Origin of the sequence: Neorhizobium petrolearium (assembly GCF_029854435.1) — a bacterium.
Taxonomy (GTDB): Bacteria; Pseudomonadota; Alphaproteobacteria; order Rhizobiales; family Rhizobiaceae; genus Neorhizobium; species Neorhizobium petrolearium.
In genome coordinates this window covers 732,454-759,104 of record NZ_CP123001.1, presented here as the reverse complement: position 1 = coordinate 759,104, position 26,651 = coordinate 732,454, and the positions used below count along the sequence as shown (strand labels likewise).

The window sequence follows — 26,651 nt, the reverse complement described above, 5'->3', positions numbered from 1 at the left end:
TTCCGGAGACGCGGTTTCCGGGATTGAAACCTCGTCTTCCGGTGGTTGGCGCCCTGACGGCGCGTCCCCTGCCGTGGAACGACCATCACCGGACGCCGGATCTCCCCGTGGATGAACCGGTTCGCGACCCGGCTCCCTGCCCGATGACACCGTCAGGATAAATGCCGGAAATCAGACGTGGACGAAGCAGAGCTGTCTAAGTGACCTTCCTCTTGAAATCAGAGGAGGATTTCTTTTTTGCCTGCCGGATGCGTCCCCCGCAAAAGCCTGAAGGAGGACATGTTGCAGTTTCGCGGCTCCGGCATCGTCAGCGCACGGCATGGGGTGCTCTGCCCCGGATGGTTATTCTGCGTGGTGCTTATTGCAGGCCAAACAGCTTCACGGCGTTGTCGCGGAAAATGGCATAACGTTCTGCCGGCGTCAGCGGCACTTTGAAGGCATAGCGCGGATCGTCGAAATCCCAGTGCGGGTAGTCTGTCGAGAACATCAGCCGATCCACACCGATCCAGCGCAGGATATCGAGAAGATGCCGGTTGTTTTCCGGCTCCTCGATTGGCTGCGTCGTGTACCAGAAATTCTCGCGCACATATTCCGATGGCTTGCGCTTCACATGCGGCACCTCGCTCTTCATGCGCTTCCATTCGCGATCGAGACGCCAGACGAGCGACGGCAGCCAGGAGAAGCCGCCTTCGACGAGCACGATCTTCAGCTTCGGGAACTGTTCGAACACGCCTTCGAGGATCATGCTGGTCAGCACGGTCTGAAGGCTGTTGGAAGCCGCATAGTGCTCCTCCAGATAGAAGGAGGTCCAGCCGGACGGTGTGTTCGGGCGGTAACCGAAGGCGCTGGTATGGAGCCCGATCGGCAGGCCGTAGTGCTCGGCCGCCTCGTAGATTGGCCAGTAGCGGCGGCGGCCGCATGGCTCCATCGTGCGTGGCGGCATGGCGATCTGCGCGAAACGGCGGTCGGTGACGCGCCGGTCGATTTCGGCGACTGCTTCCTTCGCATCTTCCTGGGCGATGCAGATGGAGGCTTTCAGGCGCGGCTCCGGCCCCGCCCACTTGTCGATCTGCCAGTCGTTCAAGGCTGCACATAGCGCCGCGCCGAGCTCCTGATTGAAGGCCATGCTGCCGGCGGCGAGCGGCTGCAGGATGCCGTAGTCGATATTGCACTGGTCGAGCAGTTGCTCCCGCAGGAAGGCGAGGTCGGAAGCCGGCGGACCGCCGTTCGGCGGCCAGGAATCCCGGCGCATGCCGTTTCCCGGCGTCATGCGCGGATAGGGCAGCGTGCCGTAGAGCGGGTTTGCCGAGCGAACGGCATAATCGCGTATATGGGTCTTCCAACGTTCGGGTAGATAGTCGGTGAGTTGATCCGGCCGGGAAAAGGCCGGATGCACGTCGCAGTCCACCACGCCAAGCGCCTGTGTCTTGTCTTCGGCTCGTTCGAGTACGGGAGTTTCCATTATCAATCTCCAAGCCTCGGATATGTAGCAAGAACGTTGTCGCGGAGAATTTTGTTCAGCTTGGCTTCCGGCAGGCCCTCCGGCAACACGTCCATTCCTTCGTAATGCCAGTGCGGGTAGTCCGAGGAAAACAGCAGCATATCATCGCTCAGCAGATGGTCGAGCGATTTGGCCACGTCCCCGATATCGTCCGGCCCGTCAAAAGGCTGCGATGTCATACGGACATGCCGGCGGATAATATCGCCGGGAGCATCCTTGACCCACGGCACCTCGATGCGCGTGCCGCGCCAATCCTTGCCCATGCGCCACATCAGGGCCGGCATCCAGGTGACGCCGGATTCGATCAGCACCGTCTTCAGGTTCGGATATTTGGTGAAGACCCCTTCGGCAATCAGGCTCGCGACCTGGGTCGAGAAGCCCTGTGGCTGCACGACATGGTCCTCGATCAGGAAGGAATGGAAGCCGCTGTGACTGGGCGCATGGCGGAAATTCGAGCCCGCGTGAATGCCGATCGGAAGCCTGTGTCTTTCAGCCGCCTCGTAGATCGGCCAGTAGGTGCGGCGGCCGAGCGGAAGCTCGGTCATGGCAAGCGTCAGGATCTGCACGAAGCGCTTGTCGCCGGCCCTCCGTTCGATCTCTTCGACAGCGGCTTCGACATTCTGGAGCGGCACCAGCATGGACGCCCTCAGCCGGTGATCACGATCGAGCCACTTGTCGGCGAGCCAGTCGTTGGTGGCACGGCAGATCGCGGCCGCGAGATAGGGGTCGAAGAGCGCATGCGCACCCGATACGACGTTGAGGATGGCGCATTCGAGGCCGAGCGGATCGAGCAGGTTCTTCTGCATCTGCGTGAGCGGATCGTCGGTCCACTCCCAGCCGGGCCGCATGTAGGGGCGGGTGCGCTCCGGATAGCCCATCAGTTCCAGCACGTCGACTTCGCGCGATGTGACGATCTCTGTCCAATAGTCGTCGAGATAGGGAAGCAGGTCCGCGCGGCGCGGCGTCGGAGGATGGACGTCGCAGTCGATCGCGCCGGCAGTCTGTACTCTGGACATGTTCATGCAGCCTGCACTCCCGTTCTTTCTTCCCGGATGAAATCCGCCGCCTTCTCGGCAATCATGACGGTCGGGGCCTGGGTATTGCCTGATACGATGGTGGGCATGATCGAGGCATCGACGACGCGCAGGCCGGAGAGACCGTGGACCCGCAGCCGGTCATCCACCACCGCCATACGATCGCGGCCCATCTTGCAGGTGCCGACGGGATGGAAGGTGGTGTTGACGGTCCGGCGCGCATAGTCGAGCAGTTCGTCCCGCGACTGCACGGCAGCGGTCGGCAGGATTTCCTCCGGCTCGAAACGATCCATGGCCGAGCTGGCGACAATGCGCCGGACCGCCTCGACCGAGCGTATGACAATCTCCCGGTCCGCCTCCTCCTTCAGGAAATTATGCAGGATGCGCGGCTGGACCGAAGGATCCCTATCCGCGACATGGCAATGGCCACGGCTCTCGGGCCTGAGGATGCATACCGACGAGGTAATTCCCGGAAACGGATGCATCGCACCGCCGAAACTTGGCGACGTGGAACCTGAAACGTGGATCTGGATATCGGGAGCCGGCGCATCCGGCGAAGTCTTGATGAAGGCGCCGAGCAGCGTCGGCGAACCGCCGAGCGGTCCCCTCTTTGTCGCAAGATACTGCATGCCGAGCAGCATTCGGCCGAGGCGCGTCCCGCCACGGGTATTGAGCGTATGGGTGTTGTGGAGGCGATGCTGCACCCGGATATGCCAGTGGTCCTGCAGATTTTCGCCTACGCCCGGCAGGCCGTGCAGCACCTCGATGCCGGCGTCTGACAGCACGTCCGGCGCACCGACGCCCGATCGCTCGAGTATGGCCGGAGAACCATAAGCTCCCGCCGACAAAATGACGTCCCGCCCGGCCTTCGCCTCCTGGCTCTGTCCATCGATGCTGAAGGTGATGCCGCTCGCGCGCCTGCCGTCGAAGGTCACGCGGTCGACGAGCGCATTGGTGACAACGGTCAGGTTGCGGCGGTGGCGGATCGGCTGGAGAAAGGCCCGCGCGGTGGAGTGACGCACGCCATTCTTGATGGTGGCGACGAAGAAGGCGACACCTTCGTTGTCGCCGGAATTGTAGTCGTCCGAGGCTGGAATACCCTGCTCGATCGCCGCCTGGCGATAGGCGACCAGGGCTTCCCACCGCACGTTGGGATCCGAAACCGACCATTCACCTTCCGTGCCGTGCGCCTCCGAACTCGGGTGATGGAAAGCTTCGGAACGCTTGAAATAGGGCAATACGCTCTCCCACGACCAGCCGCGATTGCCAAGTTGCGCCCACTGATTGTAGTCGTAGGCATGGCCGCGCACATAGATCAGGCCGTTGATGGCGGAACTGCCGCCGAGCATCTTGCCGCGCGGCAAGGGCATCCGGCGCCCTTCGAGATAGGGCTCGGGCTCGCCCTTATAGAGCCAGTCGTATTGCGGCCTGCCGATCAGGAAGGCGAGACCGAGCGGCATGTCGACATAGAAGCCACGCCCCTCACCGCCGCCTTCGATCATCAGCACCTCAACTGACGGATCGGCCGACAAGCGGTTGGCGAGCACGCAGCCTGCAGTGCCGCCGCCCACGATGATATAGTCGTAGGTCCGGGAACGCTCGAACGCGCCCATGCTTCACTCCTCCATTTCCTGCGACCGGCAATGCCATCGCAGCCTCTCGTATAATCATGGCACACGCCCCCGTCGGAAGGAAGCTGTTTGCGTCAAAACTTCACGCAAAAAGTATACACAGGAAAGGTGCTGTTGTAGATTTGCGCTCGGCAGAGTGCTGCAGAGTCGGAGGAGGAAGCCGGCCAAGCGACAATCATGTATGCACGCATGCCTGCCTGACATCTATCTATTTCATCAATCTGTTTCATGGGGAGGAGCCCAGGAGATGAGCAAGCAGCAGGACGCAAGATCGTCCATCATCAACGGCAGCGGGATCAATCGAAGGACGCTTCTTGCGTCCAGTGCAGTGCTGGGCGGCGCGATGCTGTTGCCTGGACGGACGTTCGCTCAAGCGTCACAGCCCAGCCCGGGCGGCACGCTGCGCATTGCGATGCCGTTCAATCCGGCCGCACTCGACCCGATCACCGGGCGCAACGTGCCCGACTTCAATGCGCTGTATGCGATATTCGACGCACTGATCGCGTTCGATCCGGCCACGCTCGAACTCAAGCCGATGTTGGCGAAGGACTGGACCTTCACCGATCCTAAGACGCTCGTGCTCAACCTTGTCGACGGTGTGAAATTCCATGACGGAACACCGTTCACCGCCGAAGCCGTGAAGTTCAATCTCGACCGTTCGATGAACGATCCGCGCTCCAACGTGAAGTCGGACCTGGTCTCGGTCGCATCAGTAGCAGCCACCGGCTCGGGCCAGGTGACGATAAAGCTCAAGCAGCCAAACTACTCGCTGCCGACAATCCTGACGGGGCGCGTCGGCTGCATAGTGTCACCCGCTTCCATCCAGGCTGCGGCCAACGGCAATGTCGACCGCAATCCTGTCGGCACCGGACCGTTCAAGTTCGTTGAATGGCAGGACAATACGCTCATCAAGGTCGCCAGGAACCCCGACTACTGGCAGAAGGGCCTGCCCTATCTCGACGGCATCGACTTCCGCATCATCAACGAGCTGAACACGGCCGCCCGCACGGTGACTGCCGGCGAGACCGATCTGGCGCTCAACATGGCCGCGCAGCAGATCGCCACCGCACGCCGCATGCCGGATCTCACCGCCGAGGCCAATCCTTCGATGATCTTCTTCACGCTGATGATGAACTTCGCCAAGCCGCCGCTCAACGACATCAGGGTCCGGCAGGCGATGAACTACGCCATCAATCGGGAGGAACTGAACAAGGTTCTGATGCTTGGCCTGGGGCAGCCGACCTCGACGATGTTCCCGAAGGACTTCTGGGCAGTCGATGCCGGCACGGCGAATTTCTACCAGCACGATCCGGAAAAGGCCCGCAAACTGCTGGCGGAGGCCGGATATCCGAACGGCCTCGAAGTCGAAACCTGGAGCTGGCCGGACCAGACGTCGATCCAGCGCCTCGAACTGGTCGGCAACCAGCTTTCGCAGGTCGGCATCCGCCTCAAGGTCACGCCCTCGCCCCCGCAGGTGGTGAACCAGTTCTTCTATATTGAGGGCAAGGGTTCGATGATCCTCAATCCGCAGGGCGGTTGGCTCGATCCGAGCCAGACCTATGAGCGGCTGTTCGGTGCGAGCGGTCAGTTCAACGCCGGCAAAGTGGAAGATCCGCAGTTCCGTAAACTCTTGGACGCGACAGGCGCCTCGGCCGACGCCGGAGAGCGCAAGGCGGCCTTCGCCGCCCTGCAGCGCTTCGTCGTGGAGCAGGCGCTGCACCTGCCGCTGGTGACGTCGGCCGCCATGTCGATCCGCAACAAGAAGGTCAAGGACTGGCACTACGACCGACTGCATTCTCCGCGGTTCCACCGCGTATGGCTTGACCAGAACGCCTGATCCCGACGCGGCATCAGCCAGCAACAGTAATGGCCCGGTCGCAAGGCCGGGCCGTTTCGTGTCTGGCCTCAGCGAGAACGTTCACCGCCGCTTGATCGTCGGGTCGAGAAGCACGCGGATCGACTCGCCGAGCGTGTTGAACGCGAGCGCCGTGAACAGGATGGCGAAACCCGGCGCATACATCTGCGCCGGCGCCACTTCCACATAGTGATAGGCACGCGCCAACATACCGCCCCAGCTCGACTCCGGCGGCTGGACGCCGAGCGAGAGGAAGCTCAAGCCCGCTTCCGCCAGGAGCGCCACCGCCAGCATCAGGGTGATCTCGACGATCACAGGCTGGATCGCATTGGGCAGGATATGGCGGAGGATCAGGTGCAGGCGCGACGCGCCGAAGCCGGTTGCCGCCTCCACGTAGAGCGCGTTCTTCACCACCAGGGTCTGCGCCCGCATCGTCCGGGCCAGCACTGGCGCGAAGGCGAAGCCGACCGCGATCATCGCATTGGTAAGACCGATGCCGAGCGCGCCGGTGACCGCAACGGCGAGCACGATCGGCGGAAAAGCCAGGACGCCGTCGATGATGCGGCTGCCGAGCTCGTCGATCCAGCCGCCGACGAAGCCGATGAAAACCCCGAGCGGAACACCGATCGCAACCCCGATGCCGACGGCAAGGCTTGCGGCGTAGAGCGCGTTGTAGGAGCCGTACATCAGTCGGCTCAGCGTGTCCCGGCCGAGGTCGTCCGTGCCCAGCCAATGTTCGGCGCTCGGCGGCATCAGGAGGTCCATCAGGTTCTGCTCGTTGGGCGGATAGGGCGCTACCAGCGGCGCGAAGATCGCTGCCAACACGAGAAGCGAGAGATAGAGAAGGCTTATCAGGGCGCGCTTGTCGGACCATAGCCACGCCCAGAAGCGGAAGCGGTTGGGGGGCGGAAGGGTCGACCGGGTTGCCGGTTCGGCACGGCTTTCAGTGATCGCAGTCATGTTCGTATCGGTCATGTCGAAGCCGCCACTCTGGGATCGAAGGTCGCGTTCAGCACATCGACCAGAAGATTGGTGAAGATCACCACCAGCACGAGCACGAGCGCCACGCCCTGCACGACGGGGAAATCCTTGTTAAGTGCCGAATAGCTGATGAGATTGCCGACACCGGGCACGGCGAAGACCGCCTCGATGATGACGGCGCTGGAAAACAGCCGGTTCACCTGCAGGCCGGCAATGGTCAGCATCGTTGCCGACACGTTTCGAAGCCCGTGCTTCCACAGGATCGAGCGCGAACTAAGCCCCTTGGCGCGCAGGGTGCGGATATATTGCGAGCCGAGCACTTCGAGCAGCGCACTGCGGACCTGTCTCGCCAGGACCGCAACGACGCCGGTCGAGAGCGCCACCGCCGGAAGGGTCGCATAGTAGAGAGCTTCCAACGGCTTTTCGAAGAAGGAAACCGCGCCCGTGGCGGGAAACCAGCGATAGCCAAGCGAAAACAGCGTGACCAGAATGATGCCGAGCCAGAAATTGGGAACGGCGACACCGAGAGAGGCGACGCTGGTGATGATCTTGTCGAGGGTGGTGCCCTGGCGCGTGGCGGCGAGAATGCCGAGCGGGATGCCGATCAATGCGCCCAGGACCAGCGCATAGACGACCAGCAGGATCGTATGCGGCAAGCGCGCCAAGATCAGCCGCAGAACCTCTTCGTTAGAGAAGAGCGAGTGGCCGAGATCACCCTGCAAAACGCTCCCCAGCCAGGCAAAATACTGCACGAGCATCGGTCGGTCGAAGCCGTAGATGTGGCGGATTTCCGCGATACGTTCGGCCGTTGCGTAATCGCCCGCAATCATGACGGCCGGATCGCCCGGCATCAGATAGACGAGGGAAAACACCACGAAGGTCGCCACGATCATTACGGGCAAAAGCTGCATCAGCCTTCGCGCAACCATCCCGAGGACGCCGTCCATCATTTACACTCCGTCGATCCGCAATTGATGCCGACGCGGAGCGGGCCTGCAACCCGCTCCGTCTAGGTTTCGCGCAACATCCCGAAGCGACCACCGCGTGGGGATGTCGTATTGCCGAGGTTCACGCCTCCATCCATACTTTATGGAAGCGCGGGCGCTGCAACAGGCTGAAATTGAAGCCGTGTACCTTCGGCGTGCGTACGATGATGCCGGCGGACGAGAACTGCGGCAGGTGAAGTGCATTCTCCAGTACGAAACGCTGCATCTTGTAGAGAACCTGCTGGCGTTTCGCGTTGTCGAACGTGCTCATGGCCTCATCCATCAGTTCACGATAGCCCGGCAATTCGGTCTTGGCCGCGTTGCGGTAGGCCGTCGCGGAAAACTGACGATCGTAGGCGGTTGCCGGGTCGGGAAGGCCGCCCGTCGGGGTCAGCAGCATGTGACCCTTTTTCTCCGTCAGAAAATACTGCATCGTCTGCGCCGGCTGCGCCGGGGTGACCTTCAGCCGGATGCCTGCCTCGGCAAGCTGGGCACTCAGAACCTCCTGGCGCTGGACTGCGGCCTGGTCCGCCCAGGTGAACGTGTCGATCTGGATGCCGTTTGCGAAACCCGCTTCCTTCAGGAGAGACTTCGCGCGGTCGAGATCCTTCGTATAGAAGTTTTCAGTCGCGGGATCATTGGCCCAGAAGCCCGACGGGAACATGCTGCAATGCCCGCCGCCCAGGCCGCCCCAGAGGACCTTGTTCAACACCGGCCGGTCGAGCGCCCAGTTCATTGCCTGACGAACGCGTACGTCCGCCAGCGGTCCCTGGCCATAGTTCAGGAAGGCCGTGTAGTAGATCATCGACGGCGTGGCTTCAGCGACCAGGTTAGGGTCGCGCTTGGCCACGGCCATCTGCTGTGCGCTCATGTTGAGGACGATGTCGGACTCGCCTGCCGTCACCGTGCGGACAGCCGTGTTGAACTCGTTGACGATGCGGACATCGATCCCGTCCAGATAAGGCGCGTCTCCCCAATAGTTCGAGTTCTTCGTAACCTTGATGATCGTGTTGTCCTGCCATTCCACGAACTTGAACGGTCCGGTGCCGACCGGCGCGCGGTCGACGTTGCCGTCAGCCGCGGCCTTGACCGAAGCAGGCGACACGACAAGACCGGCGCGGTCGGTCAGGACCGAGGGGAGCGTGGCATCCGGATACTTCAGCGCGATCGAAACCTGGTACGGGCCGGTGGCCTCGACCTGCTTGACGACCGCAAGATCCGATTTCACGTTCGAACGATCGTATTCCATACCGCGCTTGAGGTGGAAGACGACCGCTTCGGCGTTGAACGGCGTGCCGTCGTGGAACTCGACGCCCTGGCGAAGTTCCAGAACCAGCGTGGTGGGATCCGTGAACTTCCACGACGTCGCCAGCATCGGCTGAAGTTCGAGCGTTTGCGGATCGAAGCCGATCAGCGCGTCGAACATCATCAAAAGAGTATTGAAATCGGGGTTGTTGCGGCCCGTCAGCGGATCGAGCGCGGCGGGGTTGAACGGGATTACGGCCCTGAGCGTTCCGCCCGACCTCGGCTGCGCTTCCTGAGCGCGCGCCATTGCCGGCAACAGGGCCAGGCCGCCTGCGGCGGCTGTTCCGGCCAACAGCGAGCGGCGGGTAAGATCCGGCATCTTTCCAAATAGACTAGTGGTCACGTCTTCTCCTCCATCATCCATGACCGGCCGTGCTTGGCCACTACATCAGCATTCCATCACGTCGGCATCTGCGCGGCGGCAGCACCCTGGTCCGCGCCGTTCCGTCCCGCAGGACCAAGATCTCTGCTCTCCTTTTCCCCGAGCATCTCCTCGGCGAAATGGCATGCGACATGGCGTCCGGGCAGCAACTCGCGCTGCTGGGGCTCCTGCGTGCGACAGATGTCCCGCACACGCGGACAGCGTGTATGAAAGCGGCAGCCGCTCGGCGGCGAGATCGCGCTCGGTATCTCGCCCTGAAGGATGATTCTCTGCCGAGCCTCGGCTGCAGCGGGATTGACCTCGGGTTCTGCCGATCGCAGTGCTTCCGTATAGGGATGCAGCGGAGTGTCGATCACGGCATGGGCAGGACCGAATTCCACGATCTTGCCGAAATACATGACCGCCACGCGGTCGCTGATGTGGCTGACCACTCTCAGATCATGGCTGATGAACACATAGGTGAGGCCGAGCTGCTCCTGCAGCCGGGAGAAGAGATTGAGCATGTCGGCCTGGATCGACACGTCGAGCGCCGCGACCACCTCGTCGCACACGATCACGGTCGGATCGAGCATCAGCGCCCGCGCGATGTTGGCACGCTGCTTCTGGCCGCCGGAAATCTCATGCGGATAACGATTGGCCATTTCCGGTGACAGCGACACCCGGTCCAGCATCGCGAACGCCTTTTCGCGCCGCTGAGCCTTCGTTCCCTCGCCAGCTATGTCCGCCGGTTCGCAGACGCTCTGAAGGATGGTCATGCGCGGATCGAAGGCCGCATTCGGATCCTGCGAAACGATCTGGTACTTTCGCCGGTGGCGGTTGAGCTCGCGGCGGGAAAACTTGAACGGGTCGATGTCGCCGTGCAGCACTCCACCGCCGCTTGGGCTGAGCAGGCCGACAAGACAGCGCCCGAGCGTCGATTTACCGGAACCCGACTCGCCGATCACGCCAAAAATCTCGCCCTTGCGCACGCTGAAGCTGACGCCGTCGACGGCGCGGATAAGGGAGCCGCGCCGTGCGTTGCCGAAGCTGACATGCAGGTTGTCGGCCTTGAGAGCCATCTGGCCGGACGAAACGACTTCGTTCATGCTTCGACCCTCTCCAATTCGAGTTCTTCCCAACGATTACAGCGCACTTCCCTTCGGCCGGTGTTTTCGATGCTCTGGGAGAGGCCGCAAGGCTGGGCGGAAAAGGTGCAGCGCGGTCCGAAACGGCAACCTTTCGGCATGTGACGCAGCGAAGGAACACGGCCGGCGATCGAAGGCAGGGTGCCTCGTGGGCGGTTGCTGTCAGGTATCGATTGCAGAAGCCCGGCCGTATAGGGGTGGCGGGGACAGGCGATGACGTCCTTCACCGGACCGCTCTCGACAACCTGTCCTGCATACATTGTCACCATCCGATGGCAACTCTGTGCGACCAGCCCGAGATTGTGGGTGATGAACATGATTGCGGTGCCGGTGCGGTCGGCAAGGCCTAGAAGCAGGTCCATGATCTGCGCCTGGATCGTCACGTCGAGGGCTGTGGTCGGCTCGTCGGCGATGAGCAGGCGCGGCTCGCAGACCAGTGCCATGGCGATCATCACACGCTGGCGCATGCCGCCCGAAAGGTTCATCGGATAGAGTGTCGCGACGTGGCGTGGCGACGCGATGCCGACCGAATCAAGCGCCGCGACGGCGCGCTCCGCCGCCTCCCTACGGTCGAGCTTGAAGTGCCGCCGAAGGGTTTCTTCTATCTGGTAGCCGACGGTGAATACCGGATCGAGAGCGCTCATCGGCTCCTGGAAAATCATGCTGATGTGCCGCCCGCGAATGCGATTCATCTGCGATTCCGAACAGGAAACGAGGTCCTGGCCTCCGAACATGATCTTGCCGCCCAGGCGGGAATCGCGCGGCGGCAAGAGCCGGAGGATAGAGAGCGCAGTCATCGACTTGCCGCAGCCGCTCTCACCGACCACGCCGAGAATCTCCTTCGGCTTCACCGAAAGCGAGATATTGTTGAGAACTTCGACCCAACCCTGCTGGTCACGCAGTGACAGGGTCAGGTTCTGGATATCCAGAAGCGCGTCCTGGCCAGCCGTCATCGACTCGGCAAGCTGCTGCATACGGCCTGATCCTCCCTATCGGCCCGCCGCCCGCGATCAACTTGTGAAATGCAGGTGGCTGCTATGCTCTTTCCCATCGCGCCCAGGATCCCGTCAGGGTTCCTGATACGCAGGCCGGCTCTTCCCAAAGCCTCGTCATGTATACACTACAGTACGTTTTACGGCGGCGAAAGCCCCAGAGCGACCGGAATCAAAATTGTCGTGAAGCATGTCGCACAAAACTGTGCGGCCACTTTGCGACAGAGGAAATGAGAGAGCGCATCCTCGAGTATCGGCTACCTTAGAAGCGGTGAAGTCTCAGCCCCAACACCTTTTCCGAAATCACCACGACAATCAGCGTCAGCACGATCGAGCAGGTTGAGACGGCGGCCGCCTCCGGTGTGAAGTTGGTCCTGAGATAATCGAAGAGCTGGATCGGCAGCGTCGACGTTCCCACATTCTTCAGCATGAAGGAAATGGTGAAGATATCGAAGGAGATGATGAAGGCGAACAGGCAACCCCCGATGACGCCCGGCTTGATGAGCGGCAGCATGATGCGCCGGAACCGCGTGAACCGTCCTGCGCCGAGGCTCTGCGCCGCCATGCTCCAGGAAGGATCGTAACTTTCCATCGAGGCCGAGACGTTGATGAAGACGAAGGGCAGCGTGATCATGACATGGCCGATGATCATGCCGAACACGGTCTGCGTGCCGATACCGATCGAATAGACGAAGAAGAGCAGCGCGATCGCGGTCAGCACTTCCGGCAGGAGCAGCGGCGCCAGCATGGCGATGCGCACCACTTCCTTCAGCCGGCCGGAATACTGGACGTAGAATATCGCCGCCATCGTGCCGATGACGCCAGAGATCACCATCGTGACGGCCGCGATCCACAGTGATGTGCGGATCGCCCGCATGAACACCTCGTTGTTGAAGAAGACCACGTACCAGCGGAAGGAGAGGCCCTGCGGCGGGAAGGTGAGGAAAGCGCCGGCATTGAAAGAGGCGATGACGACGACCGCGATCGGCGCCAGCAGGAAGGCGTAGATGATCAGGCAATAGACGGTGAAGAAGGGTTTCGACATCGGTTCAGGCCTTCCATTTTATGACTGTCAGTCGCCCGAAGATCACCACGACGATCGCGCCGGTCACCGACAACATCAGCGCCAGCGCAGAGCCGAACGGCCACTGGAAAGTGTCGATCAAAGCGTCGACCACCGTCACGGCCATGGTCTTGACCCGCAAGCCGCCGATCAGCGACGGCGTCACATAGGCGCTGAGCGACAGCACGAAGACGAGGATCGAGCCTGCCTGGATGCCCGGCAGCGACAGCGGCAGGGTGATGCGCCGGAAGGCCGTAGCCTTCGAAGCTCCCAGCGAACGGGCAGCGGCTTCGAGCGACGGATCGATGCCCTGGATGGCACTCATGATCGGCAGGATCATGAAAGGCAGGAAGACATGCACCAGCGCGATGACGATGCCAAGCGCGTTGTACATCAGCGGCAGCGGCCCGTCGATGATGCCCCAGCCCATCAGCGTGCGGTTGATGAGGCCGTTGTTTCCGAGCAGGATCGTCCAGCCGTAGCTGCGGATGACGATGCCGACAAGCAGCGGCGAAAGCACGAGGCCATAACCCATGGCCCGAAACGCCGAATTGCCGCGGGCAAGCTGCCAGGCCACCGGATAGCCGAGGATCAGGCATGCCAGCGTCGTCACGAAGCCGATCCAGAGCGTGTTGGCCACCTGCTGGATATAAAAGATGTCCGAGAAGAACTTGCCGTAGTTGACGAGTGTGAAGCCCGGCCCGTAAGGCGTCCCCTGCCCCGGCATGCGGAAGCTCATCAGCACGATATTGAGATAGGGCAGGACGAGGAAAACCGTCAGCAGGATCGCGGCAGGCGCAATCAAAAGCAGCGGCCCGAAGCGTTTCTTCGCAGCGACGTTCATGCTTCAGTCCCGCGTATTGGCCCAAGCGGCCAGAACCGGTCGACCGGTGCATGGATGAGCACCTCGTCGCCATCGGCAAACCGGGTGCGCGGAAGGGTCTGGACGTTGACGGTCGCGCCATCCGCAAGGTCCAGCCGGTAGTCGACAAGGCTGCCGGAATAATAGCTCGACCGGACCTTTGCCGGCACGCCGGCTGCGCCGGAACTGACGGGCAGAAGCTCGACCGCTTCCGGCCTGAGCGCCAGCATGATCTCCGTGCCGTCGGCATAGGCGCCTGCAGCAGGCACGTTGCCGAAGGGGGTCGAAATGGTTCCGCTGCCCACCTTGCCGCGGATGATGTTCACCTGGCCGACGAACTCAGCCACTTCCAGATTGGCGGGCCGCTCATAGATGTCCGACGGCGTGCCGATCTGCGCGATGCGCCCTCCGAACATCACGACGACGCGGTCCGACATGGTCATCGCCTCAGCCTGGTCATGGGTGACGTAGACGGTGGTGATGCCGACACGGCGTTGCAGGTCGCGGATGAAGACACGCATCTCTTCGCGCAGCTTGGCATCCAGATTGGCGAGCGGTTCGTCGAGCAGAAGGATCTTCGGTTCGATGACCAGCGCACGCGCAAGTGCCACGCGTTGCTGCTGGCCGCCGGAAAGCTGGCGCGGATAGCGTTCCGCGTAGCCCGCAAGCTGCACCATATCCAGGACCTTTGTGATGCGTTCGCGGATTTCCGCCCTGGAAATCTTCCGCATCTCCAGCCCGAAGGCGAGGTTCTTCTCCACTGTCATATGCGGGAAAAGCGCGTAGTTCTGGAAGACCATGCCGATGTCGCGCTTTTCGACCGGCACATGCACCACGTCGCGGCCGTCAAACCGGATCGCGCCCTGCGTGGCATCCTCGAACCCGGCGATCATCTTCAGCGTCGTCGTCTTACCGCAGCCGGAGGGGCCGAGCAGCGAGATGAATTCGCCTTCCGCGATCCTGATGGAAATGCCGTTGACCGCAGGCCCCTGCCCATAGTCCTTGGTCAGCTTTTCGATGCTAACCTCTGTCATGAAACTTCACTTTCAATTCGCCAAGAAACCCGAAAAAGCCGATCATGGCCCGCCACGGAGGCAAGCCATGATCGCAGCGGGGGAAAATCACTTAAGCGTCTTGGCCCAGCGCTCGGAAAGCTCGCCCTGCTTTTCGTTGACGAAGTTCCAGTCCCAGGTGAGGATCTTGTCCATGTCCGCACCGGAGATCGGCACATCGGCCTTGAGTTCGGCCGGGATCACCACCTTGGAATTGGTCGGCGAGATGAAGAATTCCTTGGCCATCATACCCTGAACCTCCGGCGACAACAGGAAGTTGGCATACTGATAGGCCAGCTCCTTTTCGGGCGCGTTGGCGAGGATGTTGATCGTCTGGTCGAACATGATCATGCCTTCTTCCGGAATGATGCAGTCGACCGGCAGCCCCTGCTTCTTCAGGCGGGCGATTTCGCCGAAGTCGAAAGGAGCGACCACGATTTCGCCGGACGCAAGGCCGGTGGAGAGGTTGAAATCGACCTGGATGACGGAGCCCAGCTTTTCGAGCGCGGCGAAGCCTGCGTCGACGTCGTACTGGTCTTTGCCGAAGATCTTGGAGAACAGCAGGAGTTCCATCTTGCCGGCACTGTTGGCGAAATTGTAGAGGCCGATCCGACCCTTGAATTCCGGATTGTTCCAGAGGTCCTTCCAGCTTTTCGGCGGCATTTTCACAAGGTCGGTACGGTAGCCGATGCCGATTGGCGATACGGCGCCGATCGCACCCCAGCCATCAGTCTTCTTGGCAAGTGGATAAAGGTCGGCATAGTTCGGCAGCTTGGAGAGGTCGAGCTTTTCGAAAAAGCCCTCCTTGCGCAGGCCCGATGCGAAAACCTCGTTGGTCATCACGATCGAATAGGGCGGCTTGGCGACGCCTGCGGCACGCAGGTTCGCGCCCCAGACACGGCCATTGCCGACATCGAGCGTCACGGCTGCGCCGCTCTGCTTGGTGAAGGCCGGCGCCACGGTCGAGCGCCAGTATTGCTCCCAGACGCCGCCGAGCGTCGGCACGACCAGCGTCTTCGCTTGAGCCCGCGCGGGCAGGCCCATGAGGCCTGCCGCCGCGAGTGCACCCATTCCGGCAAGGGTTTGCCGTCTTGTCATATCCATCATCTTGCAGTTCCCCTTGTTGCGATCATTGATCGGTATGTGCCGGCGGTATTCCGCTTCTGTGCACGCTTTTGGTCAGCGCTCAGCCTTTCGAAAAAGCCTGTTTCGTCTTGAGGTCGATATATTCGCCATAGGTGATCGGCTCGTATTTCGCTCCGCCCTTGATGAAGGGCTTCAGGCATTCGATCACCGTATCTTTCGACGGATTGAGGAAGAACGGGATAGACTGCCGGCGCGCCGTGCCCTTGAAATCGGTGGGCGGATTGGCGACCCGGTGCGGCGTCGAGACCCATTCATCATTTGTCCAGCGCATGAAGGCGTCGGCGATGTTGATGACATAGGCGCCTTCGATCGACGGGGCGTCCAGCCACTCGCCATTGCGGTTCCGCACCTGCAGGCCGCCCGGAGAGGCTTCGGAACGCAGGATGGTCATGAACCCGTAATCGGTATGCACGCCGGCGCGCAGCTGGCCCGGCAACGGCGCTTCGCTCTGTTCCGGATAGTTGATGACGCGCAACGCCGAGAGATGGTTTTCGAAGGACGGTTCGAAATAATCCTGATCGAGCCCTATCGCCTGGCAGAAGATGCGGCGCAGGTGCTTCGACAGCACTTCCATTTCCTTGAAATAGTTACGGAAGGCCTGCTCCAGCCCGTCGGGCTTGTTCGGCCATATATCGCCCGGCAGGTTCTCACCGAAATTCAGGCTTTCCTTGTAATCGCCCGGCGTCTTCAAGCCCAGCGTTGCCGCCAGCGCTTCCTCGGCGATCGGGGAGAAGGACACGCCGCCGATCACGCCATTGCCGCGGCCTATCGTCTTCTTCCACTCCTGCGGTTCGTCGAAGAAGGCTCTCGCGAGACTGTAGAGTCGCGAGGTCGCTTGCGGCGAAACACCATGGCCGGTGACGAGGAAGAAACCGGTATCACGGCAGGCGGCTTCGATGGCTTTCACCACGCCCGCAGCGCCCACCTCGTTTCGGATGAAGGGGCCGACATCGATGACCGGAATGCCGGGTGCGGCATCGCCGGACGATACGGGAATGGCACCTGAAACGGACATGGCCTGCCTCCATCTGTGCATCTGACAAACAGATGTTGACAAAAACATCTGTTGTTGTCCATATCAAAAATAACGAAGTTTCAAGACGGCATTCGCCGCAAGGATGATGTACGAGATGGATGACCTCGCTCCGCAGGAAGCGGCCGTTCTGTCGATCATCAAGGACAACCCGTTTGCCGGGCAGCAGGAGATCGCCGCCCAGCTCGGGCTGGCGCGCTCGACCGTCGCCGCGCATATCGTCCAGCTCATGCAGAAGGGCTATATTCTCGGCCGCGGTTATGTGATGCCGGCGGAAACCCGGGCCGTCTGCATCGGCGGCGCCGTGCTGGACCGCAAATATCGCGCCAAGGCGGATCTCGTTTTCGAGACCTCCAATCCGGTCGATGGCATCCGCTCCATGGGCGGTGTCGCCCGCAACGTGGCGGAAAACCTCGCCCTTCTTGGCACCACGACGAGCTTCATCTCGATCGTCGGCGACGACGAGGGCGGAAGGGCGCTTTTGAAACACATGCGCGACCGCGGCATCGATGTCAGCCAAATGGTCACCACGACCGAGCGACCGACTGCGGAATACGCCGCGATCCTCGATCTGAAGGGCGACCTGGTGCTCGGCATCGCCGACATGGGCATTTTCGACCTGCTGCTGCCGCCGCATTTCGAGCGCATCTGGCCGCATCTCGCTGCCGCGAGCTGGGTCTTCTGCGACTGCAATCTGCCGGACGAGACAATTGCCGCCTTGATCGCCAAGCGCCAGGGCGCCCGCTTCAGGCTGGCGATTGACGCGGTTTCGACGCCGAAAGCTGCCCGCCTGCCGAAGGACCTTTCCGGCATCGATCTCCTGTTCATGAACATCGACGAGGCGAACGCTGTCCTGCATCGCAAGGCACATCAGACGATCGAGGACGCCAGAGAAGCAGCCCTCGCCCTTCAAGCTGCAGGTGCCCGTGAGGCGGTCGTCACCATGGGAGCGCGCGGCATCGCGGTGGCCGGCACGGAAGGCGCCCGCACATTCCCGGCGGTCCGGGCAAGACCCGTTGACATTACCGGTGCAGGCGACGCGATGATCGCCGGCACGCTGCACCGCATCCTGCATGGCGAAGACATCTATACGGCGGCACGCACCGGCGCGCTGCTCGGCACGCTGACCACCGAAACCCCGGCCAGCGTCCACACAGAATTGTCCGAACGCTTCCTGGAAGCCAATATGCACCGTCTCGCCGGATAGGCGGCCGGTCGAAAACACCATTCGAGGAATACCCGCAATGCCCCTTCTGAAACCGACGCTGAGCCGTGAAGTTGCCGAGACGATCGCCGCCGGCGGTCCTGTCGTCGCGCTGGAATCGACCATCATCACCCATGGCATGCCCTACCCCGCCAATCTCGAAACGGCGCTTGGCGTCGAGGCGGTGATCCGCGAGAACGGCGCGGTGCCGGCGACGATCGCGGTGATAAATGGCGAACTGCGGGTCGGTCTCGAACGCCACGAGCTCGATGCACTTGCCAAGGCCAAGGGCGTGGTAAAGGCTTCCGGCCGTGATCTTGCCGTCGCCATGGTCAAGAAGCAGTCGGCCGGCACCACCGTATCAGCCACCATGCTGCTCGCCGATCTCGCCGGCATCGACATCTTCGCGACCGGCGGCGTCGGCGGCGTGCATCGCGGCGCCGAGCAGACCTTCGATATTTCCGCCGACCTGACCGAACTCGGCCGCACCAAGACCGCCGTCGTCTGCGCCGGCGTAAAGTCCATCCTCGATATCGCCAAGACGCTTGAATATCTGGAAACCCAGCGTGTGCCGGTGATCGCCTACGGCACCGAGGATTTCCCCGCCTTCTTCACCCGCAAGAGCGGCTACAAGGCCGATCATCGGCTGGACACGCCGGAAGAGATCGCCGAAGCCATGTTCCTGCACCACAAGCTCGGCACCGGCACCGGCTTGCTGATCGCTAATCCGATCCCGGAAGCCGCCGCGCTGACGCCGGAATTCATCGACGGCACGATTGCCGACGCGGTGCGCGAGGCAGACGAAAAGGGCGTCGGTCGCAAGGAGCTGACGCCCTTTCTGCTCGCCCGGATCAACGAGCTTTCCAAGGGCGAGAGCCTCAAGGCCAATATCGAGCTGGTGAAAAACAATGCACGCCTCGCTGCTAAAATGGCCGTCGCCTACGCGGCTTTAAAGAAATCCGGCAAATAGTTCAAAAATAAGGGGAACTTCCATGAGCTACGAGACGATCCTGTATGAGAAGGATTTGACCGACAAGTTCGCGACGATCACCATCAATCGCCCCGACAAGATGAACGCGATGAACAAGACGGTGATCCGCGAGATCGACGCGGCATTGAAGAGTGCCGTCGATGACCCGGACGTCAACGCTCTGGTCATCACCGGCGCCGGCCGCGCCTTCTCATCCGGCTATGACCTGCAGGGCGGCGATTTCGATGTGGACATCGACTTCTGGCGCGAGGACATGACCGAAAACGCCGAGGCACTGCTCAACATCTGGCGCGCCCCGATCCCGGTCATCGCCTCGGTCAATGGCTACGCGCTGGCCGGCGCGCTCGAACTGATGATGTCCTGCGACCTCGCCATCGCCGCCGACACGGCAAAATTCGGCGAGCCGGAAGTACGCCATAATTCCGGCCCGCCAGCACTGATGATGCCCTGGCTGCTTGCCACCCGTGACGTGCGCTGGCTGATGTTCACCGGCGACATGGTGGATGCCGAAGAGGCGTTGCGCATGCACCTCATCAACAAGGTCGTGCCGGCCGATCAGCTGAAGGAAAAGACCGAGAACCTGGCCCGCAAGCTCGCCCGCATGCCGGTGCCGGCGCTGAAATACACCAAGGCCTCCATCAACAACCAGCAGATGGTCGCGGGTCTCATGCCGTCCTTCCAGTACAATATCGAAGCGATCGCCGCGCTGCATGTGACCAAGCAGGGCCGCGAATGGATGGCGAATCTCGCCAAGATGTCGCTGAAGGAATACCTCGCCTTCCGCGACAATCCCTTCAAGGGCCTCGACTGAGGCCGCGCCGATGGCGGCCAATACGCCGGAAGCGATGCGGGCCTTGATGGCGCCGCAATCCGTCGCGGTCGTCGGCGCCACCGAGCGCGCCGACGCTTCTTCCAGCTTCGTAATGAGGAACCTGATGCGCTTCGGCTATCAGGGACAGATCATCCCGATCCATCCCAAGGCTGAAACGGTCTTCGGCTACAAGGCCATCTCCTCCCTTTCCGCACTCGATGATGCACCTGATGTCGCTGTGATCGGCATCAATGCCGACAAGGTCATCGGCACGTTGGAGGAGGCCGGACGGACGGGCGTCAAGGCTGCTGTCGTGCTGGCCTCCGGCTTCGCCGAACTGGACGAGGCCGGCCGCGAGCGGCAGCGACAACTGATCGACATCGCCGAACGTTACGGCATGGCGATCTGCGGCCCGAACTGCCTCGGCCTCTTCAACCTCGGCACGGGTGCGGCGCTCTATTCCTCCAGCCTCTCGACCAATCTAGAAAAAGGCCGCCTCGCGATCCTCTCCCATTCCGGCGCCAGCGCGATTGCGCTCGGGAATACAGGGAGGTTCGGCCTCAGCCACATCGTCTCATCCGGCAACAGCGCCGCGACCGATATTCCTGACTACCTCGACTTCCTGGCCACCGATGAGGCAACCAGTGCCATCGGCATCGTCATCGAGGCGATCCGCGAGCCGGAAAAGCTTGCCCGAGCGATGGAAAGGATGCACGCGGCGGGGAAGCCGGTGATCGCGCTGCGCGCCGGCCGGTCGGCACGCGGAGCACAGGCGACCGCTGCCCATACGGGATCGCTCGCCGGCAGCAACGAGGCCTATCGTTCGTTCTTCAAGCGCGTCGGCATCATCGAAGTGCCGGACATGGACGGCTTCATGGAGACGGCCACACTCTGCCTAAGCCTCGGGCGGCGTCCTACAAAACCAGGCGTCGCCATCGTCGGCGTCTCCGGCGGCGGTGTGGCGCACGTCTCCGATATTGCAGACGAGGCGGGTCTCACGCTGCCCGACCTGCAGCCGGAAACCACCGCGAAGATCAAAACCCTGCTGCCGCCCTTCGCGACCCCTCAGAACCCGCTCGATACGACGGGTGTTGTCTTCGCCAACGGCGATATCTACCGCGATGTGCTGCATACGCTGGCCGACGACCCGTCGATCGGGATGATCGTCGCCGCGCAGGACGCACCGGCCGGCTTGGACGATTTCTGCGCCGCCGAATATCTCGGTATCGCCGAGGCGGTCTCCGCCTATGCCGCAACCGGCAAAGCGCCGGTCATCTTCATGAGCAACCTCTCCTCCGGCCACCATCGGGCCGTCGAGCAGAAACTGCCAAACGTGCCGGTCCTGCGCGGGACGAAAAGCACTTTGGCGGCGATTGCGGGCCTGGTTGCGCAAAGCAACACCGTTTCGTGGCCCGGCAAAACGGCAATGGAAAGAAAGACCCTCTCCGCCGGCGCCTTGACCGAGCGCGAAGCCAAGACGCTGCTCGCCTCCGAGGGCCTGCCTGTCCCGAAAGAACGGCTTGTTACCAGTGCCGATACCGCGGCGAAAGCGGCGAAGACGCTCGGTTTTCCAGTCGCGATGAAGATCGAGTCGCCGGATATCCTCCACAAGACCGAGGCAGGCGGCGTGAAGCTCGGCATTGCCTCGGAGGCGGAAGCGCACGCTGCCTTCGACACGATCATGGCGAGCGCCCGCGCCTATGCGCCCGATGCGGATCTGCGCGGCGTCTCGGTGCAGGAGATGGTGATGGGCGGCGTCGAGGCCCTGGTCGGGATCGTACGCCACGAGCCCTTCGGCTTGGGCCTCGTCGTCGGCATCGGCGGAGTGCTGGTGGAACTGATGAAGGACGGCGCTTTCGACCTGCTGCCGATCGATCTTGCCCGCGCAGAGGCGATGATCAGTGAAACCAGGCTCGCCTCATTGCTGGAAGGCTATCGCGGCGCGCCGAAGGCAGACCGCAGGGCACTCGCCGAACTGCTGGTGAAACTCTCCGAGTTCGCAGACCGGTACGGCGACGATATCGAAGCGATCGACCTCAACCCGGTCGCGGTACTGCCCGAAGGCAAGGGCGTGCGCGTCCTCGATGCACTGATCATTCCGAGGAAGCGGGATTGATCAGTGCAGCCGAAGCTTCGGCTGCCGTTCGGCCTCGGCATGGGCGAGCCGGGAAAGCCGCTCCGTCAGCAGGGCATAAAACCCGTCTGCGTCGACGTCGCGCATGAATATCGCATTCTTCGGCCGGCCGGAAACGCCCCACCAGTCGGCAACCGTCATGCCCTTGGTCAGTTCCGATTCCGTCTCGATCTCCACGTTGCAGAGCCGGCCGGAATAGAGTTCTGGCTTCAACAGATAGGCGATCACGTTCGGGTCGTGCAGCGGCCCGCCCTCGCTGCCGTATTTCGCCACGTCGAAGCGTTCGAAATAATCGAGCCAGCCAACCAGCACCGCGGCGAGATGCCCGCCGATCGCCCGGATCGCCTCGACGCGGGCGCGCGTCGTCAATGTCTTGTGGGTAACGTCGAGCGGCATCATGACGATCGGTACGCCCGAGCCGAATACCACGGCCGCCGCCTGCGGATCGACATAGATGTTGAACTCGGCGGCCGGCGTGATGTTGCCGCCCTCGAAGCAGCCGCCGCCCATCAGCACGACCTGCTTGATGCGGCATACGATTTCCGGTGCCTTGGTCATCGCCTTGCCGAGATTGGTGAGCGGTCCGAGTGTGCAGACGGTCACGGTGCCGGCCGGCTCGCGCATCAGCGTCTCGATGATGAAATCGACACCGTGCTGTTCCTGCAGCGGCATCACCGGATCGGGCAGGTCCGCGCCGTCCATGCCAGTCGCACCATGCACATATTCTGCGGTGACCAGCGTGCCCGACATCGGCTGGCTGCAGCCCGCGAACACCTTTACATCCGTGCGGCCGGCTAGCTCGCAGACCTTGCGAATGTTCACATTGGTGAGCGGCAGCGGCACATTGCCCGCGGCGGCGACGATGCCGAGAACTTCAAGTTCCGGGCTCGCCAGCGCCAACAGAATGGCCAGCGCATCGTCCTGGCCGGGATCCGTGTCGATGATGATCTTTTCTACCATGCTGGTCACTCTCGGAAACTTGGGGAACGGTCAGGCGACATCGGGAAGCGGCTCCTTCGCGCGCCATTTCGCCAGAAGATCGGCCTTGCGCTTTTCGAACCGCTCGACGGAAGCAAATTTGATGGGGCCGAAGCCGCGGACCATGTCCGGCAGGCCGGCAAGCTCGACGGCAAGTGCATGATTGCCGGCTTCGAGCCCGGCAGAGAGTTCTGCGACGAGCGCGAAATGGTCCTCGACCAGTTGCCGCTCCATACGCCGCTCGGCGGTACGGCCGAAGGGATCGAATGCGGTGCCGCGCAGGAATTTCAGCCTTTCCAGCACTGCAAAAACAGGCCTGATCCACCCGCCGAAGGCGATCTTGGCCGGGTGGCCGGTGCGCGAATCGATTCTGCGGGAGAGCAGTGGCGGTGCAAGGTGATGCTTGATCCTGAATTCACCCTCGAACTGTTCGGCGAGCTTCCTTTCGAAACCACGATCTCGATGCAGCCGGGCGACCTCGTATTCGTCCTTGTAGGCCATCAGCTTGAAGGTGTTCTTCGCGACGGCTTCAGCAAAACCGGTCGCGCCGCGCGACCGCGCTTCAGCATTTTTAGCGATTTTGACGAGGCCCGTATAACGTTCGGCATAGGCCGCATTCTGGTAGGCGGTCAGGAAGGCGGCACGCTTTGCGACGATCTCCTCCAGCGTCTCGGTCTTCGGCTCAGCCTTCACGAACCCAGCCTCGCGAGCAACAGCTTCGGCATCGACAGCGGCACGCCGGCCCCAGCCGAACGCGGCGCGGTTCATCGCGACACCCGTCCCGTTGAGCTCGATCGCGTTGCCGATCGCCGCCAGGCTGATCGGCACGAGGCCGCGCTGCCAGGCGTAACCGAGCAGGAACATGTTGGACGCGATCGCGTCGCCCATCAAGGCCGTAGCGAGATCGGTGGCCGGTACCGTCTCGACCGCCTCGTCGCCAGCCGCACGGCGCAGCGATTTCAGCGTCGCCTCCTGCCGGAAGTCGATCGTCGTGTCCTTTACGAAGGAAGCTGTTGGGGCAAAATGATCGTCGACCACCGCCCGCGTCTTGTTCTTCGCGAAGGAGGCGAGCGAATTCTTCTGTGCCGCCACGACGATATCGAAGCCGAGCACGAGATCACTCTCGCCGGGACCGATGCGCGCCGCATGGATCTGCGCAGGGTTCTTCGCCAGACGGATGTGTGAGATGACCGAGCCGTTTTTCTGGGCAAGTCCGGTCTGGTCGAGCGCGACCAGAGCCAGCCCGTCGAGCAACGCCGCCTGGGCGAGGACGGCACTGACCGTGATGACGCCCGTGCCGCCGATACCGGCGAGCAGCATGCTGTAGGGTTTTGCAAAGTCGGTGGCGAAGGCGGGCCGTGGCAGGTCGTCGGTCTTGACGGATTTCGACTTTGCGGCCGGCTTTCGGATGCTGCCGCTCTCCACCGTCACGAAGCTCGGACAGAAGCCCTTTATGCAGGAAAGGTCAGTATTGCAGCTCGACTGGTTGATCCGCCGCTTGCGGCCGAATTCCGTTTCCTGCGGCTCGATCGAGATGCAGTTGGACACGGCGGAACAGTCGCCGCAGCCCTCGCAGACCAATTCGTTGATGAAAGCGCGCTTGTCCGAGACCGGATAGGCGCCACGCTTGCGGCGGCGACGCTTTTCCGCAGCACAGACCTGATCGTAGATCAGCACCGTCACGCCGGGGATTTCGCGAAGCTCCCGCTGCACGGCGTCGAGCTCGTCGCGGTGATGGACGGAGACTTCGCGGGGCAGTTTGCCCTGCCAGACCTCCGGCCGTTCGGCGACCACGACGACACGGCTTGCGCCCTCGGCCAGCATCTGCCCGACAATGCCGGGCACGGTGACGTCGCCGTCATGCTTCTGGCCGCCGGTCATGGCGACTGCGTCGTTGTAGAGGATCTTGTAGGTGGCATTGACCTTCGCGGCGATCGCAGCGCGGATCGCCAGCACGCCGGAATGGAAATAGGTGCCGTCACCCATGTTGACGAAGATGTGCTTCTCGTCCGTAAAAGGCGAAAGCCCGATCCAGGAGCCGCCCTCACCACCCATCTGGGTGAAGGTCGAGGTGTTGCGGTCCTCGTTGCCGATGATCATCATGTGGCAGCCGATGCCTGTCGAAGCCCGGCTTCCCGCCGGCAGACGGGTCGAGACGCTGTGCGGACAGCCTGAGCAGAAATAGGCTTCGCGCTTGAGCGCGGTCGCCTCGACACCAAGCGCAGCCGTCATCTCGTCCACAAACCGCGCCTTGGCCTGCAAGGCTTCGTCCAGCACGCCGAGACGGGAGAGAATAGCCTTCGCCACCGACAAGGTGCCGATCTCGCCGATTGCCTGAAGAAGCGTGCCGCCGCTCTCCCCCACTTTGCCAAACACCCGCGGCCGCTGGCCGTCAGGCAGGTTGAAGAGCAGCGCCTTGATCTGGTCCTCGAGGATGGAGCGCTTTTCCTCCACCACCAACAATTCATCGACCCTGGACGCAAAGTCCGCAATGCCCTGCGGCTCCAGCGGCCAGACCAGGCCGACCTTGTAGAGCACGATCCCGAGTTCGGCGGCGCGCGCCTCATCGGTCCCGAGCAGTGCCAGCGCACCCATGAGATCAAGCCAGGATTTGCCGGTCGAAACGATACCGAGCCTTGCCTTTCCACCGCCGCCCCAGACGGTGCGGTCGATCCGGTTGGCACGCGCGAAAGCCTGCACGGCGAGCATCTTGCTCTCCAGCCGCTGTTCCATCGCATGCGGCCCGTCCGGCCAGCGCAACGAAAGGCCATCCGGCGCGAAGATCTCGTCGGGAATGACGATCTCCGGTTTGTCCGGATCGAGATCGACCGTCGCGGAACATTCGACGATCTCGGTCTGGCACTTGAGGCCGATCCAGGCACCGGAATAGCGGCTCATGGCAAAACCGAGGAGGCCGTATTCGATATACTCACCGACACCGGCGGGCGACAGCATCGGCACCATCGCGGAGATGAGGTTATGCTCGCTCTGATGCGGCAGAGTGGAGGAGACGGCACCGTGGTCGTCTCCGACCAAAAGCAGCACGCCGCCGTTCCGGTTCGTGCCCACCGCATTGGCGTGGCGAATGACGTCCATGCTGCGATCGACGCCCGGCCCCTTGCCGTACCACATGGCGAAGACGCCGTCATAGCGCGAGCCCTCGAACATGCCGGTCTGCTGCGTGCCCCAGACGGCGGTCGCCGCCATGTCCTCGTTGAGACCGGGCTGGAACTTGACATGCGCTGCATCGAGATATTTCTTTGCCTTGCCCATCTCGCGGTCGAAACTCGCCAGTGGCGAGCCGCGATAGCCCGAGACATAGCCGGCGGTGTTCAGCCCTCGCTCCAGGTCCCGCTGGCGCTGGATCATCGGCAGGCGGATGAGCGCCTGCGTGCCCGAGACCAGGATACGGCCCTTTTCCAGCGTATAGCGATCGTCGAGGCTGATCTTGCGATCCGAAGAGGACGTATCCGGCGCGGTATGGATCGACATCTAGGCCCGCTCCACTTGTCCGACCCAAGCTGGTGCCTGGAAGAGCCGGGTGGCGGCATCCAGTGCTCCATCAGGCCGGGCGAGAAGACGATTC

The 26,651-nt window shown here is 62.3% G+C and carries 20 protein-coding genes; 5 read left to right on the top strand and 15 right to left on the bottom strand.

The features are described 5' to 3' along the window. Positions 1-358 precede the first annotated feature (358 nt). From QEO92_RS30395 to QEO92_RS30385, 3 genes are read right to left on the bottom strand one after another with little or no spacing between them, the layout of a single operon-like run. Positions 359-1,462 carry an amidohydrolase family protein gene (locus QEO92_RS30395; RefSeq protein WP_227705786.1) on the bottom strand — a complete coding sequence of 368 codons (1,104 nt, stop codon included), beginning with the start codon at positions 1,460-1,462 and terminating at the stop codon, positions 359-361. A gap of 2 nt (positions 1,463-1,464) precedes the next feature. Next, positions 1,465-2,523 (bottom strand): amidohydrolase family protein, encoded by a 1,059-nt coding sequence (locus QEO92_RS30390; RefSeq protein ID WP_227705785.1) that lies wholly within the window; start codon positions 2,521-2,523, stop codon positions 1,465-1,467. Continuing rightward, on the bottom strand, positions 2,520-4,148 hold the full coding sequence (locus tag QEO92_RS30385; protein ID WP_227705784.1) for a GMC family oxidoreductase: 1,629 nt from the start codon (positions 4,146-4,148) through the stop codon (positions 2,520-2,522). The genes QEO92_RS30390 and QEO92_RS30385 overlap by 4 nt, the downstream gene beginning before the upstream one ends. A 265-nt stretch (positions 4,149-4,413) precedes the next feature. Between QEO92_RS30385 and QEO92_RS30380 the strand changes: the two genes are divergently transcribed. Then, positions 4,414-6,003: an ABC transporter substrate-binding protein gene (locus tag QEO92_RS30380; RefSeq protein ID WP_227705783.1), complete on the top strand. Its 1,590-nt coding sequence runs from the start codon at positions 4,414-4,416 to the stop codon at positions 6,001-6,003. Between the two features lie 81 nt (positions 6,004-6,084). On the opposite strand, the gene QEO92_RS30375 is transcribed toward QEO92_RS30380, so the two are convergent. From QEO92_RS30375 to QEO92_RS30330, 10 genes are all read right to left on the bottom strand, one after another. Then, positions 6,085-6,996: an ABC transporter permease gene (locus tag QEO92_RS30375; protein ID WP_227705782.1), complete on the bottom strand. Its 912-nt coding sequence runs from the start codon at positions 6,994-6,996 to the stop codon at positions 6,085-6,087. Next, positions 6,993-7,952: an ABC transporter permease gene (locus tag QEO92_RS30370; protein ID WP_227705781.1), complete on the bottom strand. Its 960-nt coding sequence runs from the start codon at positions 7,950-7,952 to the stop codon at positions 6,993-6,995. The genes QEO92_RS30375 and QEO92_RS30370 overlap by 4 nt, the downstream gene beginning before the upstream one ends. A 118-nt stretch (positions 7,953-8,070) precedes the next feature. Continuing rightward, the gene (locus QEO92_RS30365) at positions 8,071-9,636 is read right to left on the bottom strand and encodes an ABC transporter substrate-binding protein (protein WP_227705780.1); all 1,566 of its coding nucleotides are present in this window, start codon (positions 9,634-9,636) and stop codon (positions 8,071-8,073) included. Between the two features lie 56 nt (positions 9,637-9,692). Then, a complete protein-coding gene (locus tag QEO92_RS30360; protein ID WP_407722190.1) occupies positions 9,693-10,760 on the bottom strand; it encodes an ABC transporter ATP-binding protein in 1,068 nt (355 codons plus the stop codon). Next, positions 10,757-11,773, bottom strand: a complete 1,017-nt coding sequence (locus QEO92_RS30355) for an ABC transporter ATP-binding protein (RefSeq protein ID WP_227705779.1) — start codon at positions 11,771-11,773, stop codon at positions 10,757-10,759. The genes QEO92_RS30360 and QEO92_RS30355 overlap by 4 nt, the downstream gene beginning before the upstream one ends. 280 nt (positions 11,774-12,053) lie before the next feature. Continuing rightward, a complete protein-coding gene (locus tag QEO92_RS30350) occupies positions 12,054-12,836 on the bottom strand; it encodes an ABC transporter permease (RefSeq protein ID WP_227705778.1) in 783 nt (260 codons plus the stop codon). Positions 12,837-12,840: 4 nt separating this feature from the next. Beyond that, positions 12,841-13,698 carry an ABC transporter permease gene (locus QEO92_RS30345; protein ID WP_227705777.1) on the bottom strand — a complete coding sequence of 286 codons (858 nt, stop codon included), beginning with the start codon at positions 13,696-13,698 and terminating at the stop codon, positions 12,841-12,843. Further along, a complete protein-coding gene (locus QEO92_RS30340) occupies positions 13,695-14,750 on the bottom strand; it encodes an ABC transporter ATP-binding protein (protein WP_227705776.1) in 1,056 nt (351 codons plus the stop codon). The genes QEO92_RS30345 and QEO92_RS30340 overlap by 4 nt, the downstream gene beginning before the upstream one ends. An 87-nt stretch (positions 14,751-14,837) precedes the next feature. Next, a complete protein-coding gene (locus tag QEO92_RS30335; RefSeq protein ID WP_227705775.1) occupies positions 14,838-15,866 on the bottom strand; it encodes an ABC transporter substrate-binding protein in 1,029 nt (342 codons plus the stop codon). Between the two features lie 88 nt (positions 15,867-15,954). After that, positions 15,955-16,929 carry an isopenicillin N synthase family dioxygenase gene (locus QEO92_RS30330; protein ID WP_227705774.1) on the bottom strand — a complete coding sequence of 325 codons (975 nt, stop codon included), beginning with the start codon at positions 16,927-16,929 and terminating at the stop codon, positions 15,955-15,957. A 115-nt stretch (positions 16,930-17,044) separates the two neighbouring features. Between QEO92_RS30330 and QEO92_RS30325 the strand changes: the two genes are divergently transcribed. From QEO92_RS30325 to QEO92_RS30310, 4 genes are read left to right on the top strand one after another with little or no spacing between them, the layout of a single operon-like run. Further along, positions 17,045-18,154: a carbohydrate kinase gene (locus QEO92_RS30325; RefSeq protein ID WP_227705773.1), complete on the top strand. Its 1,110-nt coding sequence runs from the start codon at positions 17,045-17,047 to the stop codon at positions 18,152-18,154. Positions 18,155-18,191: 37 nt separating this feature from the next. Beyond that, on the top strand, positions 18,192-19,121 hold the full coding sequence (locus tag QEO92_RS30320) for a pseudouridine-5'-phosphate glycosidase (RefSeq protein WP_227705772.1): 930 nt from the start codon (positions 18,192-18,194) through the stop codon (positions 19,119-19,121). 22 nt (positions 19,122-19,143) lie between these two features. Further along, complete coding sequence (locus tag QEO92_RS30315; RefSeq protein WP_210052079.1) at positions 19,144-19,953, top strand: enoyl-CoA hydratase/isomerase family protein; 810 nt, start codon at positions 19,144-19,146, stop codon at positions 19,951-19,953. A 10-nt stretch (positions 19,954-19,963) separates the two neighbouring features. Next, the gene (locus QEO92_RS30310; RefSeq protein ID WP_227705771.1) at positions 19,964-22,069 is read left to right on the top strand and encodes an acetate--CoA ligase family protein; all 2,106 of its coding nucleotides are present in this window, start codon (positions 19,964-19,966) and stop codon (positions 22,067-22,069) included. On the opposite strand, the gene QEO92_RS30305 is transcribed toward QEO92_RS30310, so the two are convergent. Both QEO92_RS30305 and QEO92_RS30300 read right to left on the bottom strand, forming a co-directional pair. Then, positions 22,070-23,047: a nucleoside hydrolase gene (locus tag QEO92_RS30305; protein WP_227705770.1), complete on the bottom strand. Its 978-nt coding sequence runs from the start codon at positions 23,045-23,047 to the stop codon at positions 22,070-22,072. A 30-nt stretch (positions 23,048-23,077) separates the two neighbouring features. Continuing rightward, a complete protein-coding gene (locus QEO92_RS30300; RefSeq protein ID WP_227705769.1) occupies positions 23,078-26,557 on the bottom strand; it encodes an indolepyruvate ferredoxin oxidoreductase family protein in 3,480 nt (1,159 codons plus the stop codon). Positions 26,558-26,651 lie beyond the last annotated feature (94 nt).